The sequence below is a fragment of the Janibacter terrae NBRC 107853 genome (assembly GCF_001591405.1).
Taxonomy (GTDB): domain Bacteria; phylum Actinomycetota; class Actinomycetes; order Actinomycetales; family Dermatophilaceae; genus Janibacter; species Janibacter terrae.
In genome coordinates this window covers 1,090,555-1,110,764 of record NZ_BCUV01000007.1, presented here as the reverse complement: position 1 = coordinate 1,110,764, position 20,210 = coordinate 1,090,555, and the positions used below count along the sequence as shown (strand labels likewise).

The following is a 20,210-nucleotide window of genomic DNA, read 5'->3' as shown; positions in this document are numbered from 1 at the left end:
TCCGCTCATGCGCCGCTTCCTGAGCCTCGTCGTGCTGGTCCTCGTCGGCGCGCTCGCCCTGGTCCTGTGGCGGCCAGCGCTCAACCCCTTCACCCCTGAAGAGGAGCCGGCCAGCAGGACGGTCCTCCAGTCGTTGACCGACATGAGCGAGTTCCACGCCGTGAGCGGGTACTACGAGACCGTCGTCCTCCTCGAGGACGACTCGCGCGTCCCTGACTTCCTCACCGGCGACCGCCTCGTCTACGTGGGCAAGGGCAACGTCGACGTCGCCGTGGACTTCGGCGGCCTGGACGAGGACGCGATCACCACGACAGCAGACCGCACGTCGGCCACCATCCGTCTGCCGGAGCCGAGCCTGAGCAAGCCCTCTCTCGATCTCGAGGAGAGCAAGGTCTTCACGCACGAGCGAGGACTGATCACGAAGTTCAAGGGCTCCGACCGCGAGCGCAAAGCGCAGATCAAGGCCGTCGAGCAGATCACCGCCGCCGCCAGCGCGGAGGACAAGCTCGTCGAGCAGGCCAAGAAGAACACGAGCGCGATGCTCGACGACCTGCTCGGCGGGCTCGGCTACACCGACGTGACCGTCCTGTGGGGCGCGGAGCCGGCAGACGGTGAGTGACCTCGTTCGTCACGCTCGCACGAGTCGTCGCAGCGCCATCCGCGCGATCGGCGCATAGGCGAGCGCGAGCGGCCGCGGCGCCGCGATCTCGACCCACGCGCTGCTCCCCCTTCGTCCTGCGTCGACGCCGTGGCGCATCCGCACCCGGAGCGGGGCCGGCCCGGGCATCCAGACCCAGCGCAGCGCCTCGTCGTCGACCGCCTCCACGACGAAGGGGACGCGGAGCCCGAGCGGGCCGCGCACGACCCCTTCGCCACCGGCGGTGATGCGTCCGGGCGGGTGGTCGACGCCCCGGATCTGCGGTGCCCAGCCGGCCCACAGGGCGGGCGTCGTGTACCTGCGCCACACCTCGTCGACGGCCGCGGAGCCGTCCGCCCGGACGCGAAGGGGGCGCCCCGGACCGCTCGTCATCCTCGACCTGCACGGGTGGCCATGCGTCGACACTACGGCCGACCGGGCGACCGTAGGCTGAGTGAGTGGCCCCGGATCCCCGCACCCTCACCGCACGGACGGTCGGCGCTGCGCAGCGACGTCTGGCCACGGCGCTGCGCAGCCGGGTCGCGGGCCCCGACGCGCACGAGGCCGCAGCCCGCATCTGGGACACCCCCGGGCCGCGCTGGTTCACCCGCGAGGACCCGATCTGGCGGGTCCACGGGGACGCGTCGATGTTCACCGGGGGTGTCGCCGCCCTGCTGCTGCAGTCGCTGCACCCCTCGGCGATGGCGGGCGTCGCCGGGCACAGCGGGTTCCGCGGCGACCCGTGGGGCCGGCTGCAGCGCACCAGCCACTACCTCGCGACGACCACGTACGGCACGGTCGAGCACGCCGAGCAGGCGATCGACGTCGTGCGGGCGGTCCACGCGCGCGTGCGCGGCACGAGCGACCTGGGCGTCCCGTACGCCGCGGACGACCCGCACCTGCTGCGCTGGGTGCACGTGGCGGAGGTGTGGTGCTTCCTGCGCGCGCACCAGCTCTTCGGGGCGCGGCCCCTCACCGTCGAGGAGGAGGACACCTACGTCGCCCAGACCGCGGTCCCGGCGCTCCGCCTCGGCGCCCGCGACCTGCCGATGTCGGTGGCCGAGCTCGAGGTCCAGCTCGCCGACTACCGGCCCGAGCTCGTCGTGACCGAAGCGGCCCGGGACGCGGCGACCTTCCTCCTGCGCGAGCCGCCCCTCCCGCTGGCTGCTCGTCCCGGATACGCCCTCATCGCCGCCGGCGCCCTCTCGGTCCTGCCGCCCTGGGCGGGCGAGATGCTCGACCTGCCGGCGACCCGCGGCGGTCGGCGCACGCTCGCCCGCGCCGCGGGTCACACCTCCACCCGGTTGGTGCGGTGGGGCATGGCGGGCAGCTGACGCGCGAAGCCCTCGGCGGGGCATCTGGCAGGCAGTGGACCATCATGGCCGGATGAGCCGATCATGGATTCGTGACCACGCGCTGCTGCTGGCCAACCTCGCCCTGTTCGTGATCTTCCTCGTGGGCATGGTCGTCGCCGGCACCAGCGTCTACAACGAGACGCAGATGGAGCACGGCCAGCCGGGCACATCGCTCCTGGGCTACCTCAAGACGCCCGACTTGGTCGAAGCGACCTTCGAGAACTGGGAATCCGAGTTCTTGCAGATGGGGATGTACGTGCTCCTGACAGCCAAGCTCGTCACGGTCGGATCCTCGGAGTCCAAGCCCCTGGAAGGGTTCGAGGGCGACGAGGACCCGCGCGACCATGCGCACGACCCCGACGCCCCGGGACCGGTGCGTCGCGGTGGGTGGCTGCTGCGCCTCTACGAGCACTCCCTGGGCTTGTGGTTCCTCGCGTGGTTCCTGCTCAGCATCGTCCTGCACGCACTCGGCGGGGCGGCGGCCTACAGCGAGGAGCAGGTCCAGCACGGCGGCGAGCCCGTCGGGGCTTTGTCGTACGTGACCACGAGCCAGTTCTGGTTCGAGTCCTTCCAGAACTGGCAGTCGGAGTTCCTCGCCGTCGCGGCGATCGTCTTCGCCTCGATCTGGCTGCGGCAGCGCGGGTCAGCGGAGTCCAAGCCCGTGCACGCGCCGCACTGGCAGACCGGTAGCTCCTGACTCACCCACGGGGCAGCGTGACGACGGCCAGCAGACGCGCGAGCCGCTCGGCCATGTCCTCGGCGGTGTGGTCCTCGTGCTCCTGCCACCACGTCACCGCGGCGTCGACGATCGACTCCCAGATGTGGTCGAGCAGGTCGTGGTCGAGCGGGTCCTCGAGCCCCGCCGCGGCGAGCACGTCGCGGGTGCCGACCGTGCCCATCGTGCGCAGCCGGACCCGGTGGTCCACGGCGAGCGCGGCGGCGGCGGAGCCGGCAGGCAGGGTCTCGTCGTTGATGAGGGCCCAGGCGTGCCGGTGCTCGGCCATCGCGGAGAAGATCGCGGTGAAGGTCTCCTGCGCCCGCCGGCCCGGGTCACTGGCCGTCTGGGCCGCGGCGATCGAGGAGACGAGCGGGGGCCCCACCTCCTCGAGGCAGGCGGCCGCGAGGTCGGCCTTGGACCCGAAGACGTTGTGCACCATCGCCTTGGACACGCCGGCCCGCTCGGCGATGTCGGTCATCGAGGCGCCGTCGTAGCCCTTGCGGCCGAGCTCTTCGACGGCGGCCTGCACGAGCTGCCGCCTGCGCTCGGCGCGGGCGACCCCCTTCGTCCCGATCGTGCTCACCGAACCTCCTGTCGTGGTGCGGCACATCTTGTCACCGACCCGAACTGACTCTATGGTCAGTTCGTCCCGTCCCGAGGCGAAGGAGCCCCGACATGGCACGACCCGACCTCACCGTGCTCGCCATCCCGGCCTTCATCGGCGCGATGGGCGCCGAGCTGTGGTGGCAGCGCCGGCACCCGGCCGCACCGGGCGAGGAGCGTGCGGGCGACTACGAGCTGGGCGACACGATCGCCTCGCTGACGATGGGAGTCGGCAGCCTCGTCACCCCCTTCGTCACCGGCCCGCTCCTGCGTCGCCTCACCCCCGGCAGCACGAAGGGGGGCACCGCCCTCCTCGCCCTCGGCGCCGCCGCGGGCGCGGCCACGACGGTCGGGGACGTCCTGCGCCGCCGCCGCGAGCACGGCGGCACCCTCCCGGAGGCCGGCACCCTGCCCTCCGACGCGGCACCACCGGTCACCGTGCGCTCCCGCGCCGACGCCCTCGGCCTCCTGACCGCTGGCTCGGCCGTCGCCGCGGTCGCCTCGACGGCCGTCGCCGCCGCCACCGTCTGGACCGCTCAGACCTCGGCCACGCGGCTGGCGCGGCTCGCCCCCTTCGGCCTGCGCACGGGTGCGGCGAGCTACCTGCTCGGGATCGCCGGCTGGGACTTCATCTACTACTGGAACCACCGCCTGTCCCACGAGTCGCGCTGGCTGTGGGCCGTGCACGTCGTGCACCACAGCAGCGAGCGCTACAACCTCTCGACCGCCCTGCGGCAGCCGGTCGCCGAGGGCTTCACGATGGCCGTGCCGTACGGGCTGCTCGCCCTCGCCGGCGTGCCGCCGAGGTACATCGAGGACGCGCGGGCGCTCAACCTCATCTACCAGTTCTGGATCCACACCGAGGCGGTGCGCTCGATCGGCTGGCTTGAGCGGGTGCTCAACACCCCGAGCCACCACCGGGCCCACCACGGCAGCCAGCGGCAGTACCTGGACATCAACCACGGCTCGATCCTCATCCTGTGGGACAAGCTCTTCGGGACCTTCGAGCCCGAGGTCGAACGCGTGCGCTACGGGCTGACCCGCAACATCGAGACCTTCGACGTCAGGACGATCGCCACGCACGAGTGGCGGGACATCGCCACGGACGTCGCCACGGCCCCGACCTGGGCCGACCGCTTCGGGTTCCTGCTGCGCGGACCCGGGTGGGCCTACGAGCGCCGTGCCGAGCTGGCCCCTGTCGCGGAGCCGGTCAGCCGGGTGTCGGAGCCGGTGGCGGGCTGAGCGGGCCGGCACGGCCTCACCCCAGGAGCAGGTCCCGCATCGACACCTCAGGGTCGGCGAGCCGGGTCCGGTCGAGCTGCTGCCCGTGGTGCAGGGCCCGCCGCCCGACCATGAAGTCGCGAGGCCGGTTGACCGTGGCGACCCCGCGGAAGCTCCCGTCCTCACGGAAGGCGAGGACCGCCAGGTCATCAGCGCCCTCGCGCACGACACAGTCGTCACCCGGACCGACGATCCCGGCCATCTGCAGGTGCAGATCGGCCTGGTCCGACCAGAAGAACGGCACGGTCGCGTACGGCTGCTGCTGCCCGAGGATGGACGCGGCGACCGTCTTGGCCTGGTCGATGGCGTTCTGGACCGACTCCATCCGACCGACGAACTCGACGTGCCCGCCGTTGGTGCAGTCGCCCGCGGCGTACACACCCGGCAGGGTGGTCCGGGCGAACTCGTCGACGACGATTCCCTGGTCGACCTCGGCGCCGATCGCCTCGGCGAGCTCGGTCCGCGGGGCAGCACCGACACCCACGACGACGAGGTCCGCCGGCAGGCTCGCGCCGTCCTCGAGCACCACCTCGAGCCCGCCGTCGGCCTGCCGCAGCCCGGCGATCCGCGCGTCGAGATGGAACTCGATCCCGCGAGCCTGATGGTGCTGCTGCACGAACGTCGAGATCTCCGGTGGTGCAGCCCGCCCGAGCAGCCGCGGCGCCGCCTCGAGCACGGTGACCGCACACCCACGGGCTCGAGCGACGGCGGCCGCCTCCAGCCCGATGAACCCGCCACCGACCACGACGACCCGCTGCGCGCTCGCCAGGCCCTCGGCGAGCCGGTCGGCGTCCTCGAGGTCCCGCAGGACGTGGACCGCGTCACCGGTGAACCCGGGCAGGGTGAGCGACCGGGGCGCTGCGCCGGTCGCCAGCACCAGGTGGGCGAAGGGGAGGTCCGCGCCACTGGCCGTCGTGGCGCGGCCCCCTTCGCCCGGGTCGAGGGTGAGCGTCTCGACCCGGTCACCGGTGATGACCGTGATGTCCTGCGCCTCGTAGTACGAGTCGTCCCGCAGGACCAGGCTCTCCCGGTCCGCCTCGCCGGCGAGGTAGGCCTTCGACAGCGGCGGGCGCTGGTACGGGGAGATCGCCTCCTCGCCGACGATGACGACCGGGTCGGGGTAGCCCCCTTCGCGCAGTGACTGCGCGACCTGGGCGCCCGCCTGGCCCCCGCCGATGATGACGACGCCGGCGCTCATTCCTGCTCCGGCGCGATCGTGACCGACAGTCCCTCGAGCTCTTCGCTCAACTTGATCTGGCAGGACAGGCGGCTCGTCGGCCGCCGCGGGGCGACGGCCTCCTCGAGCATCTCGTCCTCCCAGTCGTCCGCTCCGCCGACCTGCGTCGCGAACTCCTCGTCGACGTAGACGTGGCAGGTCGCGCAGGAGCAGGCTCCGCCGCACTCCGCGACGATGCCGGGCACCCCGTGCTTGACGGCCGTCTCCATGAGGGAGCTGCCGGGCCTGCCGACGACCTCGTGGAGCTCGCCCGAGGGGGACGTGAGCCGGACGGTGATCATGATCGTTCTCCTTGGTTGTGCGGGTCAGAACTTCTCGAAGTACTCGCGGTGCTCCCAGTCGGTCACGCCGTTGACGTCGGCCTCCCGGTCGGGGTTGCTCGCGACCCACTCCTCGTACCGCCCCACCTCGAAGCGCTTCATCGTCACCAGGTAGTCGATGAAGCTGCTGCCGAAGGCCTCCCGGAAGAAGGAGTCGCTCTCGAGGGCGTCGATCGCGCTGCCGAGCGACTGCGGCAGCTGCGGCACGTCGGCCGCGTAGGGGTCGATGCTCGCGGCGCCCGGGGCGGTCTTGCGGCGGATGCCGTCGAGGCCGGCGGCAACCTGCGAGGCGATGTAGAGGTACGGGTTCGCGCTCGGCTCCCCGACGCGGTTCTCCACGTGAGAGCTCGGGTCGCCGGGGTTGGAGATGACCCGCATGAGGGCGGCCCGGTTGTCGTTGCCCCAGGTGAGCCGGTCGGGGGCCAGGGAGTACGGACGGCGACGACGGTAGCCGTTGACGGTCGGCGTGGTGAAGACCGAGGCCGCCTGCGCGTGCGCGAGGGTCCCGCCGATGTAGTGCATGCCGACGTCCGAGAGTTCCTGGCCCTCCCCCGGGACGAAGGCGTTGGCGCCGGTGACATCGTTGAGCGAGGTGTGCAGGTGCCACCCGCTGGCGTAGAAGCCCGCGATCGCCGGGGTGCACATGAACGACGCCAGGTGCCCGTTGCGCTTGGCGACCTGCTTGACCGCCATCCGGAAGAGGGTCACCGAGTCGGCCGCCTCCAGACCGGGCAGCACGTCGAATGTCGACTCCACCTGGCTGGGTGCCCACTCGTCGTCGGTGGAGCGCAGCGGCAGCCCGAGCGCCTGGACCGCGCGACGGATCGGGCGCAGCTGCTCGTCGATCTCGTCGAGGTGGTCGTCGAGCAGGTAGCTGTACCCGCGGGCGACCGGCGCGACGATCGGGGCGTCGGCGGCGATGCCGGGTGCTCCGAGCGAACCGTTCACCACGTTGTCGTCGAGCAGCCGGGTGAGGTACCACTCGATCTCCAGACCGGTGACGAGGTCGTACCCCTCGCTCTTGAGGTCCGCGAGGGTGCGCTTGAGGATCGAGCGCGGCGAGAACGGGAACGGGGACCCGTGGCGGGAGTACAGGTCGCACATCACCCAGCCGGTGCCCTCGGCCCACGGCAGGACCCGGAAGGTCGGGATGTCGGGGACCATGACGACATTGGGTGAACCCGCCAGCTCGGGGATGCCGAAGCCACCGTCGGGCGAGAACGGGTTGAACACGATCCCGTTGGCCGTGTCGAAGAAGTACGGCGCCATGGTGATCTCGATGCCACCCTTGAGTGCGCTCTCGAAACCGTCGCGAGACATGCTCTTGCCGCGCAGCTGACCGTGCTGGTCGGGCCAGGTCATCCGGATCGCGTCGAGACCGAGCTCGTCGATCCGCGCGAGGAGCTCGCTCGCCGCGGCGCGCTGCTCCTCCGAGTAGATGCCGTGCCGCTCGATGAAGTTGCTGGTTGCACTCATGTGGGTCTTCTTTCGTGGGGAGATGGGTCGCCGTCCGGCCGCAGGTGGGCCGGCTACCGGTGGGTCGAAGGGGGGAGGTCCAGCCAGCCGCCGATGAGGGCGGCCGCCGCGGCGCGGGAGGTCGGGGCGGCGGCCTCTGCGTCGGCGAGCATGGCGTCGACGTCGAGCCCCGCCGCGCGCAGCTTGGGGCCCTCCCGGGCGATCAGGTCCCGGATGCCGTCCGGGGAGATCTCGGGATGGAACTGCACCGCCAGCGCGCTCCCGAGGGACCACGCCTGCGGGTAACGGTCGCTGGTGGCGAGGATGTCGACCCCCGGCGGAGGCTCGAAGGTGTCGCTGTGGAACGAGAAGAAGGTCCCGTCCATGGCATCGGACAGGGGGTGCTCGACGTCGGTGCGGCGCACCTGCGTCTGCCCGTACTCCAAACCCTGCGTGCCCGGCACCGCCGCCCCGCCGAGCACGTGCGCCAGGATCTGCGACCCGAGGCAGATGCCGAGGGTGGGGGCGCCCGCGTCGATCGCGGCGCGGATCCACTCCATCTCTGCGACGAAGGGAGGATCGTCCAGCTCGTCGTACACGCTGGTCGGCCCGCCCAGGACGACGACCCGCTGCGGGTCGTCGGGCAGGGTCTCGCCGCCGAAGGTGTGCACGATCCGGTGCGGCATCCCGCGAGCGTCGAGCTCCTCGATGATCCACGCGACGTCGGGGGTGTCGATGTGGCTGATGATGATCGTCTCGTCGGTCACCGGGTGTGCTCCACCGTGGTGTGCCAGGGGCGCCAGTGGTCGACCTCGGCGAGGGCGCCGAGCAGCCCGACGGCCTCGTCCCGGTCGACCGCCACGAAGCTCTCGTCGGGGACGACCTCGTAGACCGAGTGGTCCCAGAAGTGCATCGCCCGGACCTGGACGGCGAGCTCGTCGAGCGCGACGAGGCGCCGTCCCTGGCGCTCGACGACGGCTTCGAGCGCGGCGCACCGGTGGCGCAGACGTTCCGTCTCCGACCGCAGCTGTGCGATGGCGTCCTGCAGCTCGTCGGACATCACAGCACCAACGTGAGGTTCTCGTGGCCGTGCTCGGAGTCGAGCAGGTTGGTCTGCTTGAGCACGATCTCCCAGCCCTCCCCCTTCGGCCGCAGCACGTGGCCGCACCATCCGGAGTAGAGCTTGGTGACGCCGGCGCGGAACTCGGTGACCAGGACGTTGGAGCGGATGAACCGCAGCCCGCTGGTGGTGTCGTCGAGGACCTCGACGTTGGTGATCAGACGACGGGTGCGCGATCGCGGGATCTGGCAGTAGGCCAAGCCGGTGCGCAGCCAGTGCACCCGGTCGGTGAGCCGGCGGCGGTCGTCGAAGGCGTGGCTGACCTCGCGACGCGGGTCGCCGGAACCGGCGGTGATCGGCACCCAGTAGAGGCAGTCGTCCGAGAAGAGGTCGATCCACTCGTTGAACCGGCCCTCGTCGACGTACCGCGCCTCCCGGTGCAGGTAGGCCGCCGCTTCCGCGGTCGTCGTCGGGTCGGCGATCGGCCAGTCCTCGCCGAGGGTGGCGACGAACCCGGTGAGCCGCTCGTACCAGACCTCGTCGACGTGGTACGACCAGCGGGAGGTGTCCGAGTAGTCGGTGGCGGTCATCGGCCGGCTCCTTCCATGAGGCGGGTCCACTCGGCGTAGTACCCCCGCATGTGCAGCTCGTCGGTCACGGGGCTGAGTCGGCGACCGTGCTCGTCGGTACCGTCCCAACCATCGACACCGAGCCCGCGGTTCATGAGGATCCACTCGACCTCGCCGATCCCCAGGCCGATCTGGGCCTCCTCGAAGTTGGCCTGGTCGTCCGGCTCACCGAAGGCGGGGAAGTCCTCCTGGGTGCGCATGCGCATGGTGTTGACCAGCTCCGGGACACCCTCGACGGTGCTGGCCCACCAGACGAGCTCGGTCTGGTCGATCGCCAGCGGTTCGACGACCTGCACCTGGTTGCCGATGATCAGCAGGTTGGGGAAGATGCTGAGGTTGATCATCGAGCCCGAGCACAGGTCGAGGTACTGGTCGGCCTCGTCGGGGTACCGCTCCCGCAGGGTCTCCTCGATCCACTCGCGGCCCGGCTGGGGACGCTGGTTGCGCCAGATGTCGCCGGGGGCAGCGAAGTTGGTGCGCTGGTCGATGACGCTGTGCCCGTTGCCGAGCTGACGGACCGTCATCGTCCCCTCGTCGGGGCTCTTGCCGAAGTAGGCCATGTCCTTGCTGTCACCGAGGCGACCGGCCATGTCGAGCAGCGAGCGGTGCGAGAACGCAGGGTGGTACCCGTCGCCGGCGTTGTCGAAGGCCAGCTTCCAGTTGCCGCGGTAGGCCATCCGGTGGGCGGCGCTGCGCAGCTGGACCTGGCCGGTGGGCGCACGGTCGATCCAGTAGTCGAGCCATTCGGTCGCGCCGGCGAGGTGCTCGGTCAGCGACGGCGCGTCCATCGAGAGGGTGCCGAAGATGAAGCCGCGGTAGGACTCGACGCGCGGGACCGCCGTGAGACCGAGCTCGGACTTGTCGAAGTCCTCTCCATAGCCCCCGGGCCAGGGCACCCCGACCAGCTCGCCGGTGTTGCGGAAGGTCCAGCCGTGGTACGGGCACTGGAACTGCTTGGCGATGCCCGAGTCCTCGCGGCAGACGGTCGCGGCGCGGTGGGAGCACCTGTTGAACAGTGCCCGGATCTCGCCCTTGCGGTCGCGCGTGATGAGGAGCGGGCGGAGGCCGAGCTTCGCGCGGAAGAACGAGTTGGGCTCGGGGAGCTGGCTCTCGTGGGCGAGGTAGACCCAGGTCTGCCCGAAGATCACCGCCATCTCCCGGGCGAAGACGGTGGGGTCGGTGTACAGGTCCCGATGGACCCGGTCGGGCTTGACCAGGTTGGACCAGGACCTCGTCGAGGTCTCACGCGTGACGGTCATGCAGGCTCCTTGTCAGGCAGACGACCGAGGGGTCGTCACGGCCGGTAGGCCTATGACGGTGTCCCACGTCCGGGCTGGCGTAAACGAAGAAAACTTGGCGTATCGGGAGCGGAACGGTCGGGTGCCTGCCGGCCGGCACCGGGTAGCCTGAAGAGAGTCGTCTGGTGAGCGAGAGGTGGCTGCGCGATGATGCGCGGAACTGGCGAGGACCCGAGCCCCCCTGCGCCCCAAGGCAATTCGACTCCCGTCGAGGTCCGCCCACTCGACCCTCGACTCAACCGCAAGGTGCTGAGCGCGGTCCAGCAGATCTCGACGTTGCTGACGGAGTCCATCCTCGACGGCTCGTTGCGCCCCGGTGACCGGTTGCCCTCCGAGGACGTCATGGCCGAGAACCACGGAGTGAGCCGACCGACGATGCGCCTGGCGCTGCGAGCGCTGCGCGTCAAGGGGGCCATCCGGGTGGTCCGGGGGCCGAAGGGAGGGCACATCGTCGAGGACATCGACCCCGCCGTCATCGCGGACGGGTTGAGCGGTCGGATGAGCCTGGCGCTCGACGGGGCGGAGCTGACCTACGACCAGATCTCAGAGGTCCGCGACGAGCTGGAGCCGTTGTCGGCGCGGCTGGCCGCGCAACGCCGGACAGACACCCAGCTGGACGACCTGCTGGCACTGGACGAGCAGCTCGGGCTGTCTCCGGCGGACCGGGGGGTCGGCCTGGAGGATGCGGTGCGGTACGACATGCACTTCCACCGACGGTTGGCGGAGTGCAGCAACAACCCCCTGCTCGTCGCCTTCGCGAGCGGCTCGATCATCGCCTTCCAGGACCGCGACATCGCCCCTCTGGGCCTCGACGGCGAGAAGCTCTTGGTGCACCTGGACCTCGTCCGGGCGGCCGTCGTCGCGGGCGACCCTGTGGCCGCCGAGACCGCGATGGGGCGTCACCTTGCCGACGCCCGTCCGCCCCGCGCGCGGTTCGTGGCGCCGCGGCAGGTCGAGCCCGGCGGTGGCTGACTCCCCCGCGACTCAGTAGTACACGGCGAGCGGGCCGTTGGGCCCGGCGATCACCTGCACGTCGGTGTCGAAGACCCGCGTGAGCACCTCGTCGGTCATGATCTCCTCCGGCGTGCCGAACTCGACGACCCGCCCCTCCTTGACGGCGCAGATCCGGTCGGCGTAGTGCCCGGCGAAGTTGATGTCGTGGAGCACGACGATGATCGTGCGGCCCAGCTCGGTCGCTGCCCGACGCAGCAGGCGCATCATGTGCACCGAGTGCTGCATGTCGAGGTTGTTGAGCGGCTCGTCGAGCAGCACGTAGTCGGTGTCCTGCGACAGGACCATCGCGACATAGGCCCGCTGCCGCTGCCCGCCGGAGAGCTGGTCGAGGTAGCGGCCCTCGAGCTCGGTGAGGTCGAGGAAGTCGATCGAGCGGGAGATGACCTCCTCGTCCGCGACGGTCAGCCGGCCCTGCGAGTGCGGGAACCGTCCGAAGCCCACGAGCTGGCGCACCGTGAGCCGGGTGATGAAGTGGTTCTCCTGCCGCAGGATCGAGATGATCTTGGCCAGGTCCTTGGACGCGGTGCTCGCGATGTCGTAGCCGGCCACCTCGATGCTGCCCTCGTCGAGGTCGAGCAGGCGCCCGATCATCGTCAGCAGCGTCGACTTGCCCGCGCCGTTGGGCCCGACGAGCGCGGTGACGCCCCCGGCCGGGATCTCGAGGTCGACCGGGCCGATCGTCACCTCGCTCCCGTAGGTCTTGCGGACATCGGTCAGGGTGATCACAGGCGCCCCTTGCGGAGGATGACGATGAGGAAGACGGTGCCACCGACGAGCTCGATGATGATCGAGACGACGCCCTGCGCGTAGAACACGTGCTTCATGACGACGTAGGCCCCGCAGAGCACGACGAAGCCGGTGAGCACGGCGACGGGGAAGATCCGGCGGTGGTCGTAGGTGTCGGCGAGCTGGTAGGCCAGCGTGGCGACGAGGAACCCGAGGAAGGTCATCGGCCCGACGAGCGCGGTCGAGACGGCCATGAGGACCGAGACGAGCAGGAGCGTCGTCATCAGCTCGCGGCGGTGGTCGACCCCGAGGTTGGTCGCGGCGCCGCGGCCGAGGGCGACGACGTCGAGACGGTGGGACCGCCGCCACAGCAGCGCGGCCGCGACGACGCACAGCGGGATGGCGACGGGGAAGTACCCCGGGTCGGCGTTGGCCACCGACCCGAACATCCGCGCGGTGAGGACGTCGAACTCGCTCGGGGTCAGCATCCGCCGCATGAAGGAGGACACCGACGCGAGCCCGCCGCCGATCACGATGCCGATGAGCAGCATGATCTGCACATTGCCGTAGCGCCCGGAGAGCAGCCACCCGTAGAGGGCGAGCGACAGCCCGACCATGACGGCGACCTGCAGGACGAACTGCGGCAGCCCCGTCATCATCCCCAGCCCGGCGACACCGAGGACGTAGACGGCTGCGGTCTGCACCGCGACGTAGAGCGACTCGAACCCCATGATCGAGGGCGTGATGATCCGGTTGTTCGTCACCGTCTGGAAGCTCACCGTGGCGATCGCCTGGCAGACGGCGACGACCGCCATGGCCACGAGCGAGCTCGCCCGCAGCTCGGCGACGAGCCAGAAGCCCCGCGACCCGACCGGCATCGGGTTGTCCCACGCCAGGTGCCCGAAGGCGGAGCCGAGGGCGAGGACGACGAGCACGGCGAGGACGACCCGGTAGCGCCGGCGGGCGCGGACTGTGGGAAGGGGGCCGGACGCACGTCCGCCCTCGGTCACCACCGGCTCGGTGGTGACCGGGGTGACGCGGGCCCGTGCGGGTGCCTCAGCCACGACGGCGCTGCCTGAGCAGGAGGGCGATGAAGACGCCCGCCCCGACGACGCCCAGGATGAGCGAGACCGGCACCTCGAAGGGCGCGATGATCGTGCGGCCGACGAGGTCGCAGACCGTGACGATGCCGATGCCGAGCAGGCAGACCCACGGCAGGTTGCTGCGCAGGTCGTCCCCGCGGAACATCGAGACGATGTTGGGGACGATCAGCCCGAGGAAGGGCAGGTTGCCGACGACGACGGTGACGACCCCGGTGGCGACGGCGATGAGGCAGGTGCCGATCAGGATGACCCGGTCGTAGTCGAGCCCGACGTTGGTCGAGATCTCCTCACCGAGCCCCGCGACGGTGAACCGGTCGGCGACGACGAAGATCGCGACGGCCACGAGGGCGACGACCCAGAGCACCTCGTACTGCCCGCGCAGGATCGAGGTGAAGCTGCCCGCGAACCAGATGCCCAGGTTCTGCAGCATGTCGGTCTGCAGCGCGACGAAGGTCGAGACCGACCCCACGACCGCACCCAGCATGATCCCCACGATGGGGACGATGAGCGAGGACCTGAGGGTCACCCTGCGCAGGAAGAGGAAGAAGACCATCGTGCCGATGAAGGCCGCGACGACCGCCCCGACCATCCGCTCCATGAGGCTGGCGCCCGGGAAGAGGATCATCACCGTCAGCAGCCCCAGGCCGGCCCACTCCGTGGTGCCGGTGGTCGTCGGCTCGACGAAGCGGTTCTGCGTGAGCAGCTGCATCACCAGGCCAGACATCGCCATCGCGGCACCGGCGAGGACGAGCGCGACCGTGCGCGGGATGCGGGTGATGGCGAACATCTCGCCGCCGCGCTCCCCGCCGAAGATGTCGTAGACGCCGGTGAAGAGGGACAGGACGAGGAGCCCGCCCACGGCGAGGGCGCCGAGGGCGAGCTTCGCGTCGAGGAGGCGCCCCTTGGTGGCGGCGCGCCCGGCGGTCGTCGTGCTCAGCTCTTGTCCTCGAGCGCGTCGGCGAAGGTCGTGAAGAACTCGGTGAAGGTCTGGATGCCCTCGTTGGTGTAGCTGTCGGCGGGCATGAAGACGACCTGGCCCGTGGAGACCGCGGTGACGTCCCGCAGCGCCTCCGAGTCCTCGATGAGCTGCTTCGCGGGCGTGTAGCCCTCCTCGTCGGCAGCGACTGCGGCGTCCCGGTCCATGACGAGGATCCAGTCGGGGTCGGCCTTCGCGATCGCCTCGACGGAGACCTCGTCGCCCTGGTGGTCGTCGCTCGCGCCCTCGACCTCGAGCGCCGGCTCCAGGTCGAAGAGGTCGAAGACCGGGCCGAGGGTCTGGCCGACGGTCGGCGCGATGTAGCCGAGCTCGCCACCCGAGGTGTTGATCGCCATGACGGTCTCGCCGGGCTGGTAGGCCGCCTTGACCCGGGCGACCTGCGCGTCGAGGTCCCGGCCGAGCTCCTCGGCCTCGCTCTCCTTGCCGAAGACCTCACCCAGGACCTCGGTCTGGCGCTTGAGCTCGGCGTCGAGCGGCTCGCCCTCGCGCGGGTCGAGGTTGAGGAAGGCGGCGTCGGGCGCGAGCTCCTTGAGCTTGGCCTCGTGCTGCGTGAAGCGCTGGCCGTTGATGACGAGGTCCGGCTCGGCCGCGACGATCGCCTCGAGGTCGGGCTCGCGGTGGGTACCCAGGTCGACGATGGCGTCGTCCTCGACGTACTCGATGGTGTCGGGCATCAGGCTCACGGCGGCGGCGGAGAGGTCGACGCCCCAGTCCGAGAGCGTCTCGAAGGTGCGGTTGTCCGTCGCGACGATCGAGGTCGGCGGCGCGGGGACCTGCTGGGTGCCGTGGTTGTCGGTCACCTCGATGGTCTCGCCGGAGCCTCCCTCGGCGGCGTCGGTCTGCCCGCCGCAGGCGGAGAGGGTGAGGGCGAGGCCGCCGACGAGGGCGAGCGAGCGGGTGCGCGTCAGCACGAAGGGAGGTCCTTCCGGAAGGGCGTCACCGCACGGGCCACGCCACGAGGCGATCAGGTCGTGTGAGGTTAGCCTCACCAATCCTCGCGCTCGTACACCGGCCCCGCACTGCGGGGACACCGGTCAGCCGATCGGGGCGCCCAGGATCGCCACGAGCCGCTCGTGGACGCCCTCCTCGCCGTCGACGGCGAGGGCGTCCTCGATGCCCCGGTGCCACAGCCACAGGTCGACCTGCTCGGCGCTGCCACGGACCGTCACGTCCGCGGCGCCCGTGTGCTCGTGCAGGGCGGGGTCGAGCACGGCGAGATCGTCGACGTCGACGACCTCGCCCGAGCGCGGGTCGCGCCCGGCGAAGCGCCCGAGCCCGACGAGCAGTCGCCGTCCGACGTCGGTGAGCTCGACGACCACGCGCGTGCCGTCGGGCGTGAACCGCCCCCACCGCGGGTGGGAGCCGTACATGACGTCGAGGCACTCGAGCACCCCGTCGGCCGCGAGCACCGGGTCGAGCGGGGTCCGCGCGCCCACCGTCAGCTCGGCGTCGACGCGGTGGACCAGCGCCTCGTGCGCCTGCCGACGCATCGTGAAGCCGACGGTGTGCAGCCGCGGGTCGGCACTCCAGGACCAGGCACCGTCGGCCGGGTCGGCGTTGCGCAGACGCAGCAGCAGGTCCTCGTGCGCCTGGTCGTAGAAGGCGAGCACGCCCGCGTGGCCGCCCGGCCGGTGCGGCTCGGGGTAGGACTCGGGCCCCTCGGGTCGCTGGGCGATCACCCACGCCCAGAAGTGCTGCACGTCCCCGCCCAGGTGCCACAGCAGGTCCTCGGCGCTCCAGTCGGGGCAGCTCGGCACCCGCAGGTCCGGGTCGGCGTCGGCGAGGCACTCGCGGAACCGGCGGCTCTCCCGCTCGATCGCGTCCAGGTAGCGGTCGAAGGGGAGCCAGTGGGCCTGCACGTCGGCGTTCATGGGGCGAGACTTCCCCCCTTCGTGCTCGTCGGCAACCGGGGTGACGGCGCGCCGGTGCACGATGGTCCGGTGACGACCACCGTCTTCTTCCACGCCCATCCCGACGACGAGGCCAGCGGGACCGCCGGCTCGATGGCCCTCACCTCGCGCGCGGGGGGCCGGGTGGTCGTCGTCTACGCGACCCACGGCGAGCACGGCACCGTCCCGGACGACCTGGGCGAAGGGGGGAGCCTCGCCGAGCACCGCCGGCGCGAGGCCGACGCGTCCGCGGCGATCACCGGCACGGCCCGCGTCGAGTGGCTCGGGTACGCCGACTCCGGGATGACCGGGTGGGAGGAGAACGGTCACGAGAGCGCCTTCCATTCCGCCGACCTCGACGAGGCCGCCGGGCGGCTGGCCGCGGTCCTCGACGAGGAGGACGCGGACGTGCTCGTCGGCTACGACTGGCACGGCGGCTACGGCCACCCCGACCACGTCAAGGTCCACCACGTCGCCCACCGCGCGGCCGCGCTCGCCGCCCGCCGGCCCCGTCTGCTCGAGGCGACCATCAACCGCGACCGCGTGCGCGAGCAGCTCGCCGCGGCCCGCTCGCTCGGCATCGACCCGGGGTTCGACGCCGACGCCCCCATGGACGACGGCAACCCGATCGGCCTGCCGCAGCACGAGATCCACCACGCCGTCGACGTCACCGAGGTCATCGACCTCAAGCGGGCCGCCCTGGCTGCCCACGGCTCGCAGTCCGACGTGCAGGAGATGCTGGCGATGCCGCCGGAGGTCTTCGCCGAGGCCTTCGGCGTCGAGCACTACGCCGAGCCGGGCCGCGCCGAGGGGATGGCGCGCGACCTCCCCTTCGTCTGAGCGGTCAGCGCAGGCGCACGCGCACGCGGCCGTCGACGACCTCGAAGGTCACGTCGGCCAGCGAGTCCACGACGAGGTCCGCGTCCGCGAGGGCGTCGGCGCCACTCGTCGTCGTCACGGCGAGGACCGCGCAGCCGGCCGCCCGGGCCGCGGCGACGCCGCTCGGGGCGTCCTCGCAGACGAGGCACTCGCTCGGGTCGACCCCCAGACGCTGCGCCGCGAGGAGGAAGGGGTCGGGGTGCGGCTTGCCGCGCTCCACGTCGTCGAAGGTCACCACCTCGTCGATGCCGATCTCGGCGGCGGTGAGGCGGACCCGGGCCAGCTCCGGGGTGGCGGAGGTCGCGACGGCGACCGGCACGTCGACGAGCGCCGCGAGCGCGTCGTGCACACCGGGGAGCGCGAGGACGTCCTCGACGTCGTCGACCTCGAGCCGCTCGATCCGCGCGAAGGCGTCGTCGGGGTCGAGGTGGGGCGCGACCGAGGCGATGATCGCGGGCGCGGGCATCCCGTGGTGACCGACGAGGGCCACCGGGTCGACGCCGTGCTCGATCGCCCACCTCACCCACGACCGCTCGACCGAGCCGGTGGAGTCGACGAGCGTGCCGTCGTTGTCGAAGATCACCGCGGCGAAGGTGCGGCCGTCGAAGGGGTCGGAGTCCATGGGACGACCTTAGGGAGACCCTAGGGTGGACCCGAACCACGGAGGTCACCATGTACGCGTCTTCATCCGGGCCGAGCGCCGAGGACCAGCCCCGGCGGGCCGCCATCGGGCCCGACTCCCGCGGCTTGTGGCTCATGGGCAACGACGTCGACCTCGCCCGGCGGCTCGCCGGCACGGGCTTCGACTGGCTGGCGCTCGACGCCCAGCACGGGGCGATCGACCGCTCCGCCCTCGTCGACCTGGGACGGGCCCTCGGCGACGTCGGCGCCAACTTCGTCGTCCGGGTACCGGGGGTCGACCACGTCTGGATCGGGGCCTCGCTCGACGCCGGCGCCGCGGGCGTCGTCATCCCCTCCGTCGCCTCGCTCGAGGACGCGCGCGCCGCGGTGCGGGCCGCCTTCTACCCGCCGCTCGGCGAGCGCAGCTGGGGCCCGCTCACCCCGATGTGGGACGGCTACGCGCCGGACGCGGAGCGCGCCAACGCCCAGGTGCAGTGCGCCGTGATGATCGAGACCGCCGGGGCGCTCGAGGCGGTCGAGGAGATCGCGGCCGTCGACGGGGTCAACCTCCTCTTCCTCGGACCGGTCGACCTCTCCCTCGCCCTCGGCGTGCCGATGGCGCAGATGCTCGCCGACACCTCCCCGAGTGGTCCGGTGCCCCGGATCCTCGCGGCGGCCCGCCGCCACGGCACCGACGTGGCGGCCTTCGCCGGTCACCCCGACCACGTCCCCGCGCTGCGCGCCCTGGGCATCACCCGGGTCGCCGTCGCCACCGACATCGCCCTGGTCGCCCTGGGCGCCGAGGCGGTCCTCGACCTCACCTGAGCCACGTATCCTCGGACGTCGTGAGTGACGTGCAGCTGGACCGTGCCGTGGACGGCGTCGACCCCGATGACCTGGCCACCACCCTTCGCGTCCTCGGGATGCTCCACGAGCTGCCACCCGGCCACGAGGACATCGCCACGGTCAAGCGCGCCGCGGGCTCGATGTACAACCGGGTGAAGAAGGCCCGCCGGCGCGAGGCCCGGCAGGCCGAGCGCGGCCCCAAGATGGCGCACGACCAGGCGATCCTCGACCGGACCGCGACCGGCTCGCCGATGCGCATCGACGACGAGACGAAGGGGATCCCGCTCGCCCCGACGAGCGAGGGCCGCTTCGTCGGGGAGCTGCAGATCCCCCGCGGCTGCTACATGTGCCACGCGGACTACACGCTCGTCGACGCCTTCTACCACTGGCTCTGCCCGGACTGCGCGGCCCGCAGCCACGTCCGCCGCGACCAGGGCACGGACCTGCGCGGCCGCCGCGCGCTGCTCACCGGCGGCCGGGCGAAGATCGGCATGTACATCGCCCTGCGGCTGCTGCGCGACGGCGCCGACCTGACGATCACCACGCGCTTCCCCCGCGACGCCGCGCGACGCTTCGCCGAGCTCGCCGACTCCCCCGAGTGGATCGACCGGCTGACGATCATCGGCATCGACCTGCGCGACCCCACCCAGGTCGTCGCCCTCACCGACGAGGTCGCTGCCGCAGGACCGCTCGACATCCTCATCAACAACGCCTGCCAGACGGTGCGCCGCTCCCCCGGCGCCTACTCGCACCTCGTCGACGGCGAGTCGCAGCCGCTCGAGACCGGTGGCGTCACACCGCGGATGCTGACCTTCGACCGGGTGAGCGAGGCACACCCGGCGGCCCTCATCGGGACCCTGGGCTCGCACCCGGTGCCGCACGCCGACGTCGCCACGCAGAGCGCCGCCGACCTCACCCGCCTGGCCCTCTCCGCCGGCCACGCCTCGCTCGAGGCGCACCTCGCGGGCACCGCGGTGGACGCCGGCGGGCTGCTGCCCGACGTCGTGGCGACCAACTCGTGGAAGCAGACCGTCGACGAGGTCGACCCGCTCGAGCTGCTCGAGGTGCAGATGTGCAACTCGGTCGCCCCCTTCCTCCTCGTCTCCCGGCTCCGGCCGGCGATGCGTGCGGCGGTCGAGCGCCGTCGTGCCGAGGTCGGCGACGCGGCCCGGGCCTACGTCGTCAACGTCTCCGCGATGGAGGGGCAGTTCTCCCGGCGGTACAAGGGCGCCGGGCACCCCCACACCAACATGGCCAAGGCCGCGCTCAACATGCTGACCCGCACGTCGGCGGGCGAGATGTTCGAGACCGACCGCATCCTCATGACCGCTGTCGACACGGGGTGGATCACCGACGAGCGTCCGCACCACGAGAAGCTCGAGATCGCGGCGCAGGGCTGGCACGCCCCGCTCGACCTCGTCGACGGCGCTGCCCGCGTGTACGACCCGGTCGTGCGCGGCGAACGCGGCGAGGACCTCTACGGTGTCTTCCTGAAGAACTACGAGCCGTACGCTTGGTGAGGCTTACTTCGTGAGGCGAGTT

General features: G+C 71.5%; 23 protein-coding genes. 8 read left to right on the top strand and 15 right to left on the bottom strand.

Annotated features, from left to right (window positions below):
* Positions 1-7 precede the first annotated feature (7 nt).
* Entirely contained in the window at positions 8-619 is a 612-nt protein-coding gene (locus JT1_RS15040) for a DUF4230 domain-containing protein (protein ID WP_068328295.1), read from the top strand.
* Positions 620-628: 9 nt separating this feature from the next.
* On the opposite strand, the gene JT1_RS15035 is transcribed toward JT1_RS15040, so the two are convergent.
* Entirely contained in the window at positions 629-1,030 is a 402-nt protein-coding gene (locus tag JT1_RS15035) for an SRPBCC family protein (protein ID WP_068328292.1), read from the bottom strand.
* A gap of 65 nt (positions 1,031-1,095) precedes the next feature.
* Between JT1_RS15035 and JT1_RS15030 the strand changes: the two genes are divergently transcribed.
* Entirely contained in the window at positions 1,096-1,971 is an 876-nt protein-coding gene (locus JT1_RS15030; protein ID WP_068328289.1) for an oxygenase MpaB family protein, read from the top strand.
* 52 nt (positions 1,972-2,023) lie between these two features.
* On the top strand, positions 2,024-2,689 hold the full coding sequence (locus JT1_RS15025) for a DUF6766 family protein (RefSeq protein ID WP_068328286.1): 666 nt from the start codon (positions 2,024-2,026) through the stop codon (positions 2,687-2,689).
* 1 nt (position 2,690) lies between these two features.
* On the opposite strand, the gene JT1_RS15020 is transcribed toward JT1_RS15025, so the two are convergent.
* Positions 2,691-3,293 carry a TetR/AcrR family transcriptional regulator gene (locus tag JT1_RS15020; RefSeq protein ID WP_218005610.1) on the bottom strand — a complete coding sequence of 201 codons (603 nt, stop codon included), beginning with the start codon at positions 3,291-3,293 and terminating at the stop codon, positions 2,691-2,693.
* Positions 3,294-3,385: 92 nt separating this feature from the next.
* Here JT1_RS15020 and JT1_RS15015 point away from each other — a divergent pair, with 92 nt between their 5' ends.
* A complete protein-coding gene (locus tag JT1_RS15015; RefSeq protein ID WP_068328279.1) occupies positions 3,386-4,555 on the top strand; it encodes a sterol desaturase family protein in 1,170 nt (389 codons plus the stop codon).
* A 16-nt stretch (positions 4,556-4,571) separates the two neighbouring features.
* Here JT1_RS15015 and JT1_RS15010 read toward each other — a convergent pair whose 3' ends face one another.
* Genes JT1_RS15010 through JT1_RS14980 form a run of 7 tightly spaced genes read right to left on the bottom strand, consistent with a single transcriptional unit; the run spans position 4,572 to position 10,554 of the window.
* Entirely contained in the window at positions 4,572-5,792 is a 1,221-nt protein-coding gene (locus tag JT1_RS15010) for an NAD(P)/FAD-dependent oxidoreductase (RefSeq protein ID WP_068328275.1), read from the bottom strand.
* Positions 5,789-6,112 (bottom strand): 2Fe-2S iron-sulfur cluster-binding protein, encoded by a 324-nt coding sequence (locus JT1_RS15005; protein ID WP_068328271.1) that lies wholly within the window; start codon positions 6,110-6,112, stop codon positions 5,789-5,791. Before JT1_RS15005 ends, JT1_RS15010 begins: the two co-directional genes overlap by 4 nt.
* A 24-nt stretch (positions 6,113-6,136) precedes the next feature.
* Complete coding sequence (locus tag JT1_RS15000) at positions 6,137-7,627, bottom strand: glutamine synthetase family protein (RefSeq protein ID WP_068328268.1); 1,491 nt, start codon at positions 7,625-7,627, stop codon at positions 6,137-6,139.
* Between the two features lie 53 nt (positions 7,628-7,680).
* Positions 7,681-8,373 (bottom strand): type 1 glutamine amidotransferase, encoded by a 693-nt coding sequence (locus tag JT1_RS14995; protein ID WP_068328265.1) that lies wholly within the window; start codon positions 8,371-8,373, stop codon positions 7,681-7,683.
* The gene (locus JT1_RS14990) at positions 8,370-8,666 is read right to left on the bottom strand and encodes a hypothetical protein (protein WP_068328263.1); all 297 of its coding nucleotides are present in this window, start codon (positions 8,664-8,666) and stop codon (positions 8,370-8,372) included. Before JT1_RS14990 ends, JT1_RS14995 begins: the two co-directional genes overlap by 4 nt.
* Positions 8,666-9,256, bottom strand: a complete 591-nt coding sequence (locus JT1_RS14985; RefSeq protein WP_068328260.1) for an aromatic-ring-hydroxylating dioxygenase subunit beta — start codon at positions 9,254-9,256, stop codon at positions 8,666-8,668. Before JT1_RS14985 ends, JT1_RS14990 begins: the two co-directional genes overlap by 1 nt.
* The gene (locus tag JT1_RS14980; protein ID WP_068328258.1) at positions 9,253-10,554 is read right to left on the bottom strand and encodes an aromatic ring-hydroxylating oxygenase subunit alpha; all 1,302 of its coding nucleotides are present in this window, start codon (positions 10,552-10,554) and stop codon (positions 9,253-9,255) included. The genes JT1_RS14985 and JT1_RS14980 overlap by 4 nt, the downstream gene beginning before the upstream one ends.
* Positions 10,555-10,839: 285 nt before the next feature.
* Between JT1_RS14980 and JT1_RS14975 the strand changes: the two genes are divergently transcribed.
* Positions 10,840-11,565 carry a FadR/GntR family transcriptional regulator gene (locus tag JT1_RS14975; RefSeq protein ID WP_068328255.1) on the top strand — a complete coding sequence of 242 codons (726 nt, stop codon included), beginning with the start codon at positions 10,840-10,842 and terminating at the stop codon, positions 11,563-11,565.
* 12 nt (positions 11,566-11,577) lie between these two features.
* On the opposite strand, the gene JT1_RS14970 is transcribed toward JT1_RS14975, so the two are convergent.
* The 5 genes from JT1_RS14970 to JT1_RS14950 all read right to left on the bottom strand — a co-directional run bounded on the left by JT1_RS14970 (position 11,578) and on the right by JT1_RS14950 (position 16,304).
* Positions 11,578-12,333 carry an iron ABC transporter ATP-binding protein gene (locus tag JT1_RS14970; RefSeq protein ID WP_068328252.1) on the bottom strand — a complete coding sequence of 252 codons (756 nt, stop codon included), beginning with the start codon at positions 12,331-12,333 and terminating at the stop codon, positions 11,578-11,580.
* Complete coding sequence (locus JT1_RS14965) at positions 12,330-13,397, bottom strand: iron chelate uptake ABC transporter family permease subunit (protein WP_082807701.1); 1,068 nt, start codon at positions 13,395-13,397, stop codon at positions 12,330-12,332. The genes JT1_RS14970 and JT1_RS14965 overlap by 4 nt, the downstream gene beginning before the upstream one ends.
* Positions 13,390-14,295: an ABC transporter permease gene (locus tag JT1_RS14960; protein WP_255218337.1), complete on the bottom strand. Its 906-nt coding sequence runs from the start codon at positions 14,293-14,295 to the stop codon at positions 13,390-13,392. Before JT1_RS14960 ends, JT1_RS14965 begins: the two co-directional genes overlap by 8 nt.
* A 74-nt stretch (positions 14,296-14,369) precedes the next feature.
* Positions 14,370-15,344, bottom strand: a complete 975-nt coding sequence (locus JT1_RS14955; protein WP_068328225.1) for a siderophore ABC transporter substrate-binding protein — start codon at positions 15,342-15,344, stop codon at positions 14,370-14,372.
* A 123-nt stretch (positions 15,345-15,467) separates the two neighbouring features.
* Positions 15,468-16,304 (bottom strand): maleylpyruvate isomerase N-terminal domain-containing protein, encoded by an 837-nt coding sequence (locus JT1_RS14950; protein WP_068328220.1) that lies wholly within the window; start codon positions 16,302-16,304, stop codon positions 15,468-15,470.
* A gap of 69 nt (positions 16,305-16,373) precedes the next feature.
* On the opposite strand from JT1_RS14950, the gene JT1_RS14945 reads away from it, so the two are divergent.
* Positions 16,374-17,162 carry a PIG-L deacetylase family protein gene (locus JT1_RS14945; RefSeq protein WP_068329348.1) on the top strand — a complete coding sequence of 263 codons (789 nt, stop codon included), beginning with the start codon at positions 16,374-16,376 and terminating at the stop codon, positions 17,160-17,162.
* Between the two features lie 4 nt (positions 17,163-17,166).
* Here the strand turns inward: JT1_RS14945 and JT1_RS14940 are convergent, their stop codons facing one another.
* The gene (locus tag JT1_RS14940; protein ID WP_068328218.1) at positions 17,167-17,823 is read right to left on the bottom strand and encodes an HAD-IA family hydrolase; all 657 of its coding nucleotides are present in this window, start codon (positions 17,821-17,823) and stop codon (positions 17,167-17,169) included.
* Positions 17,824-17,873: 50 nt separating this feature from the next.
* Between JT1_RS14940 and JT1_RS14935 the strand changes: the two genes are divergently transcribed.
* Together JT1_RS14935 and JT1_RS14930 are read left to right on the top strand one after the other, a co-directional pair.
* On the top strand, positions 17,874-18,647 hold the full coding sequence (locus tag JT1_RS14935) for an HpcH/HpaI aldolase family protein (protein ID WP_068328216.1): 774 nt from the start codon (positions 17,874-17,876) through the stop codon (positions 18,645-18,647).
* Between the two features lie 20 nt (positions 18,648-18,667).
* Entirely contained in the window at positions 18,668-20,188 is a 1,521-nt protein-coding gene (locus JT1_RS14930) for an SDR family NAD(P)-dependent oxidoreductase (protein ID WP_169702026.1), read from the top strand.
* The last annotated feature ends 22 nt before the right edge of the window (positions 20,189-20,210 follow it).

Bases quoted from the DNA above. Each gene is read 5' to 3' on its own strand.
- JT1_RS14980 (WP_068328258.1), bottom strand. From the start codon at position 10,554: ATGACCGTCACGCGTGAGACCTCGACGAGGTCCTGGTCCAACCTGGTC.
- JT1_RS15040 (WP_068328295.1), top strand. From the start codon at position 8: ATGCGCCGCTTCCTGAGCCTCGTCGTGCTGGTCCTCGTCGGCGCGCTC.
- JT1_RS15005 (WP_068328271.1), bottom strand. From the start codon at position 6,112: ATGATCACCGTCCGGCTCACGTCCCCCTCGGGCGAGCTCCACGAGGTC.
- JT1_RS15000 (WP_068328268.1), bottom strand. From the start codon at position 7,627: ATGAGTGCAACCAGCAACTTCATCGAGCGGCACGGCATCTACTCGGAG.
- JT1_RS15035 (WP_068328292.1), bottom strand. From the start codon at position 1,030: ATGACGAGCGGTCCGGGGCGCCCCCTTCGCGTCCGGGCGGACGGCTCC.
- JT1_RS15010 (WP_068328275.1), bottom strand. From the start codon at position 5,792: ATGAGCGCCGGCGTCGTCATCATCGGCGGGGGCCAGGCGGGCGCCCAG.
- JT1_RS14935 (WP_068328216.1), top strand. From the start codon at position 17,874: ATGTACGCGTCTTCATCCGGGCCGAGCGCCGAGGACCAGCCCCGGCGG.
- JT1_RS14940 (WP_068328218.1), bottom strand. From the start codon at position 17,823: ATGGACTCCGACCCCTTCGACGGCCGCACCTTCGCCGCGGTGATCTTC.
- JT1_RS14990 (WP_068328263.1), bottom strand. From the start codon at position 8,666: ATGTCCGACGAGCTGCAGGACGCCATCGCACAGCTGCGGTCGGAGACG.
- JT1_RS15015 (WP_068328279.1), top strand. From the start codon at position 3,386: ATGGCACGACCCGACCTCACCGTGCTCGCCATCCCGGCCTTCATCGGC.
- JT1_RS14985 (WP_068328260.1), bottom strand. From the start codon at position 9,256: ATGACCGCCACCGACTACTCGGACACCTCCCGCTGGTCGTACCACGTC.
- JT1_RS14950 (WP_068328220.1), bottom strand. From the start codon at position 16,304: ATGAACGCCGACGTGCAGGCCCACTGGCTCCCCTTCGACCGCTACCTG.
- JT1_RS15025 (WP_068328286.1), top strand. From the start codon at position 2,024: ATGAGCCGATCATGGATTCGTGACCACGCGCTGCTGCTGGCCAACCTC.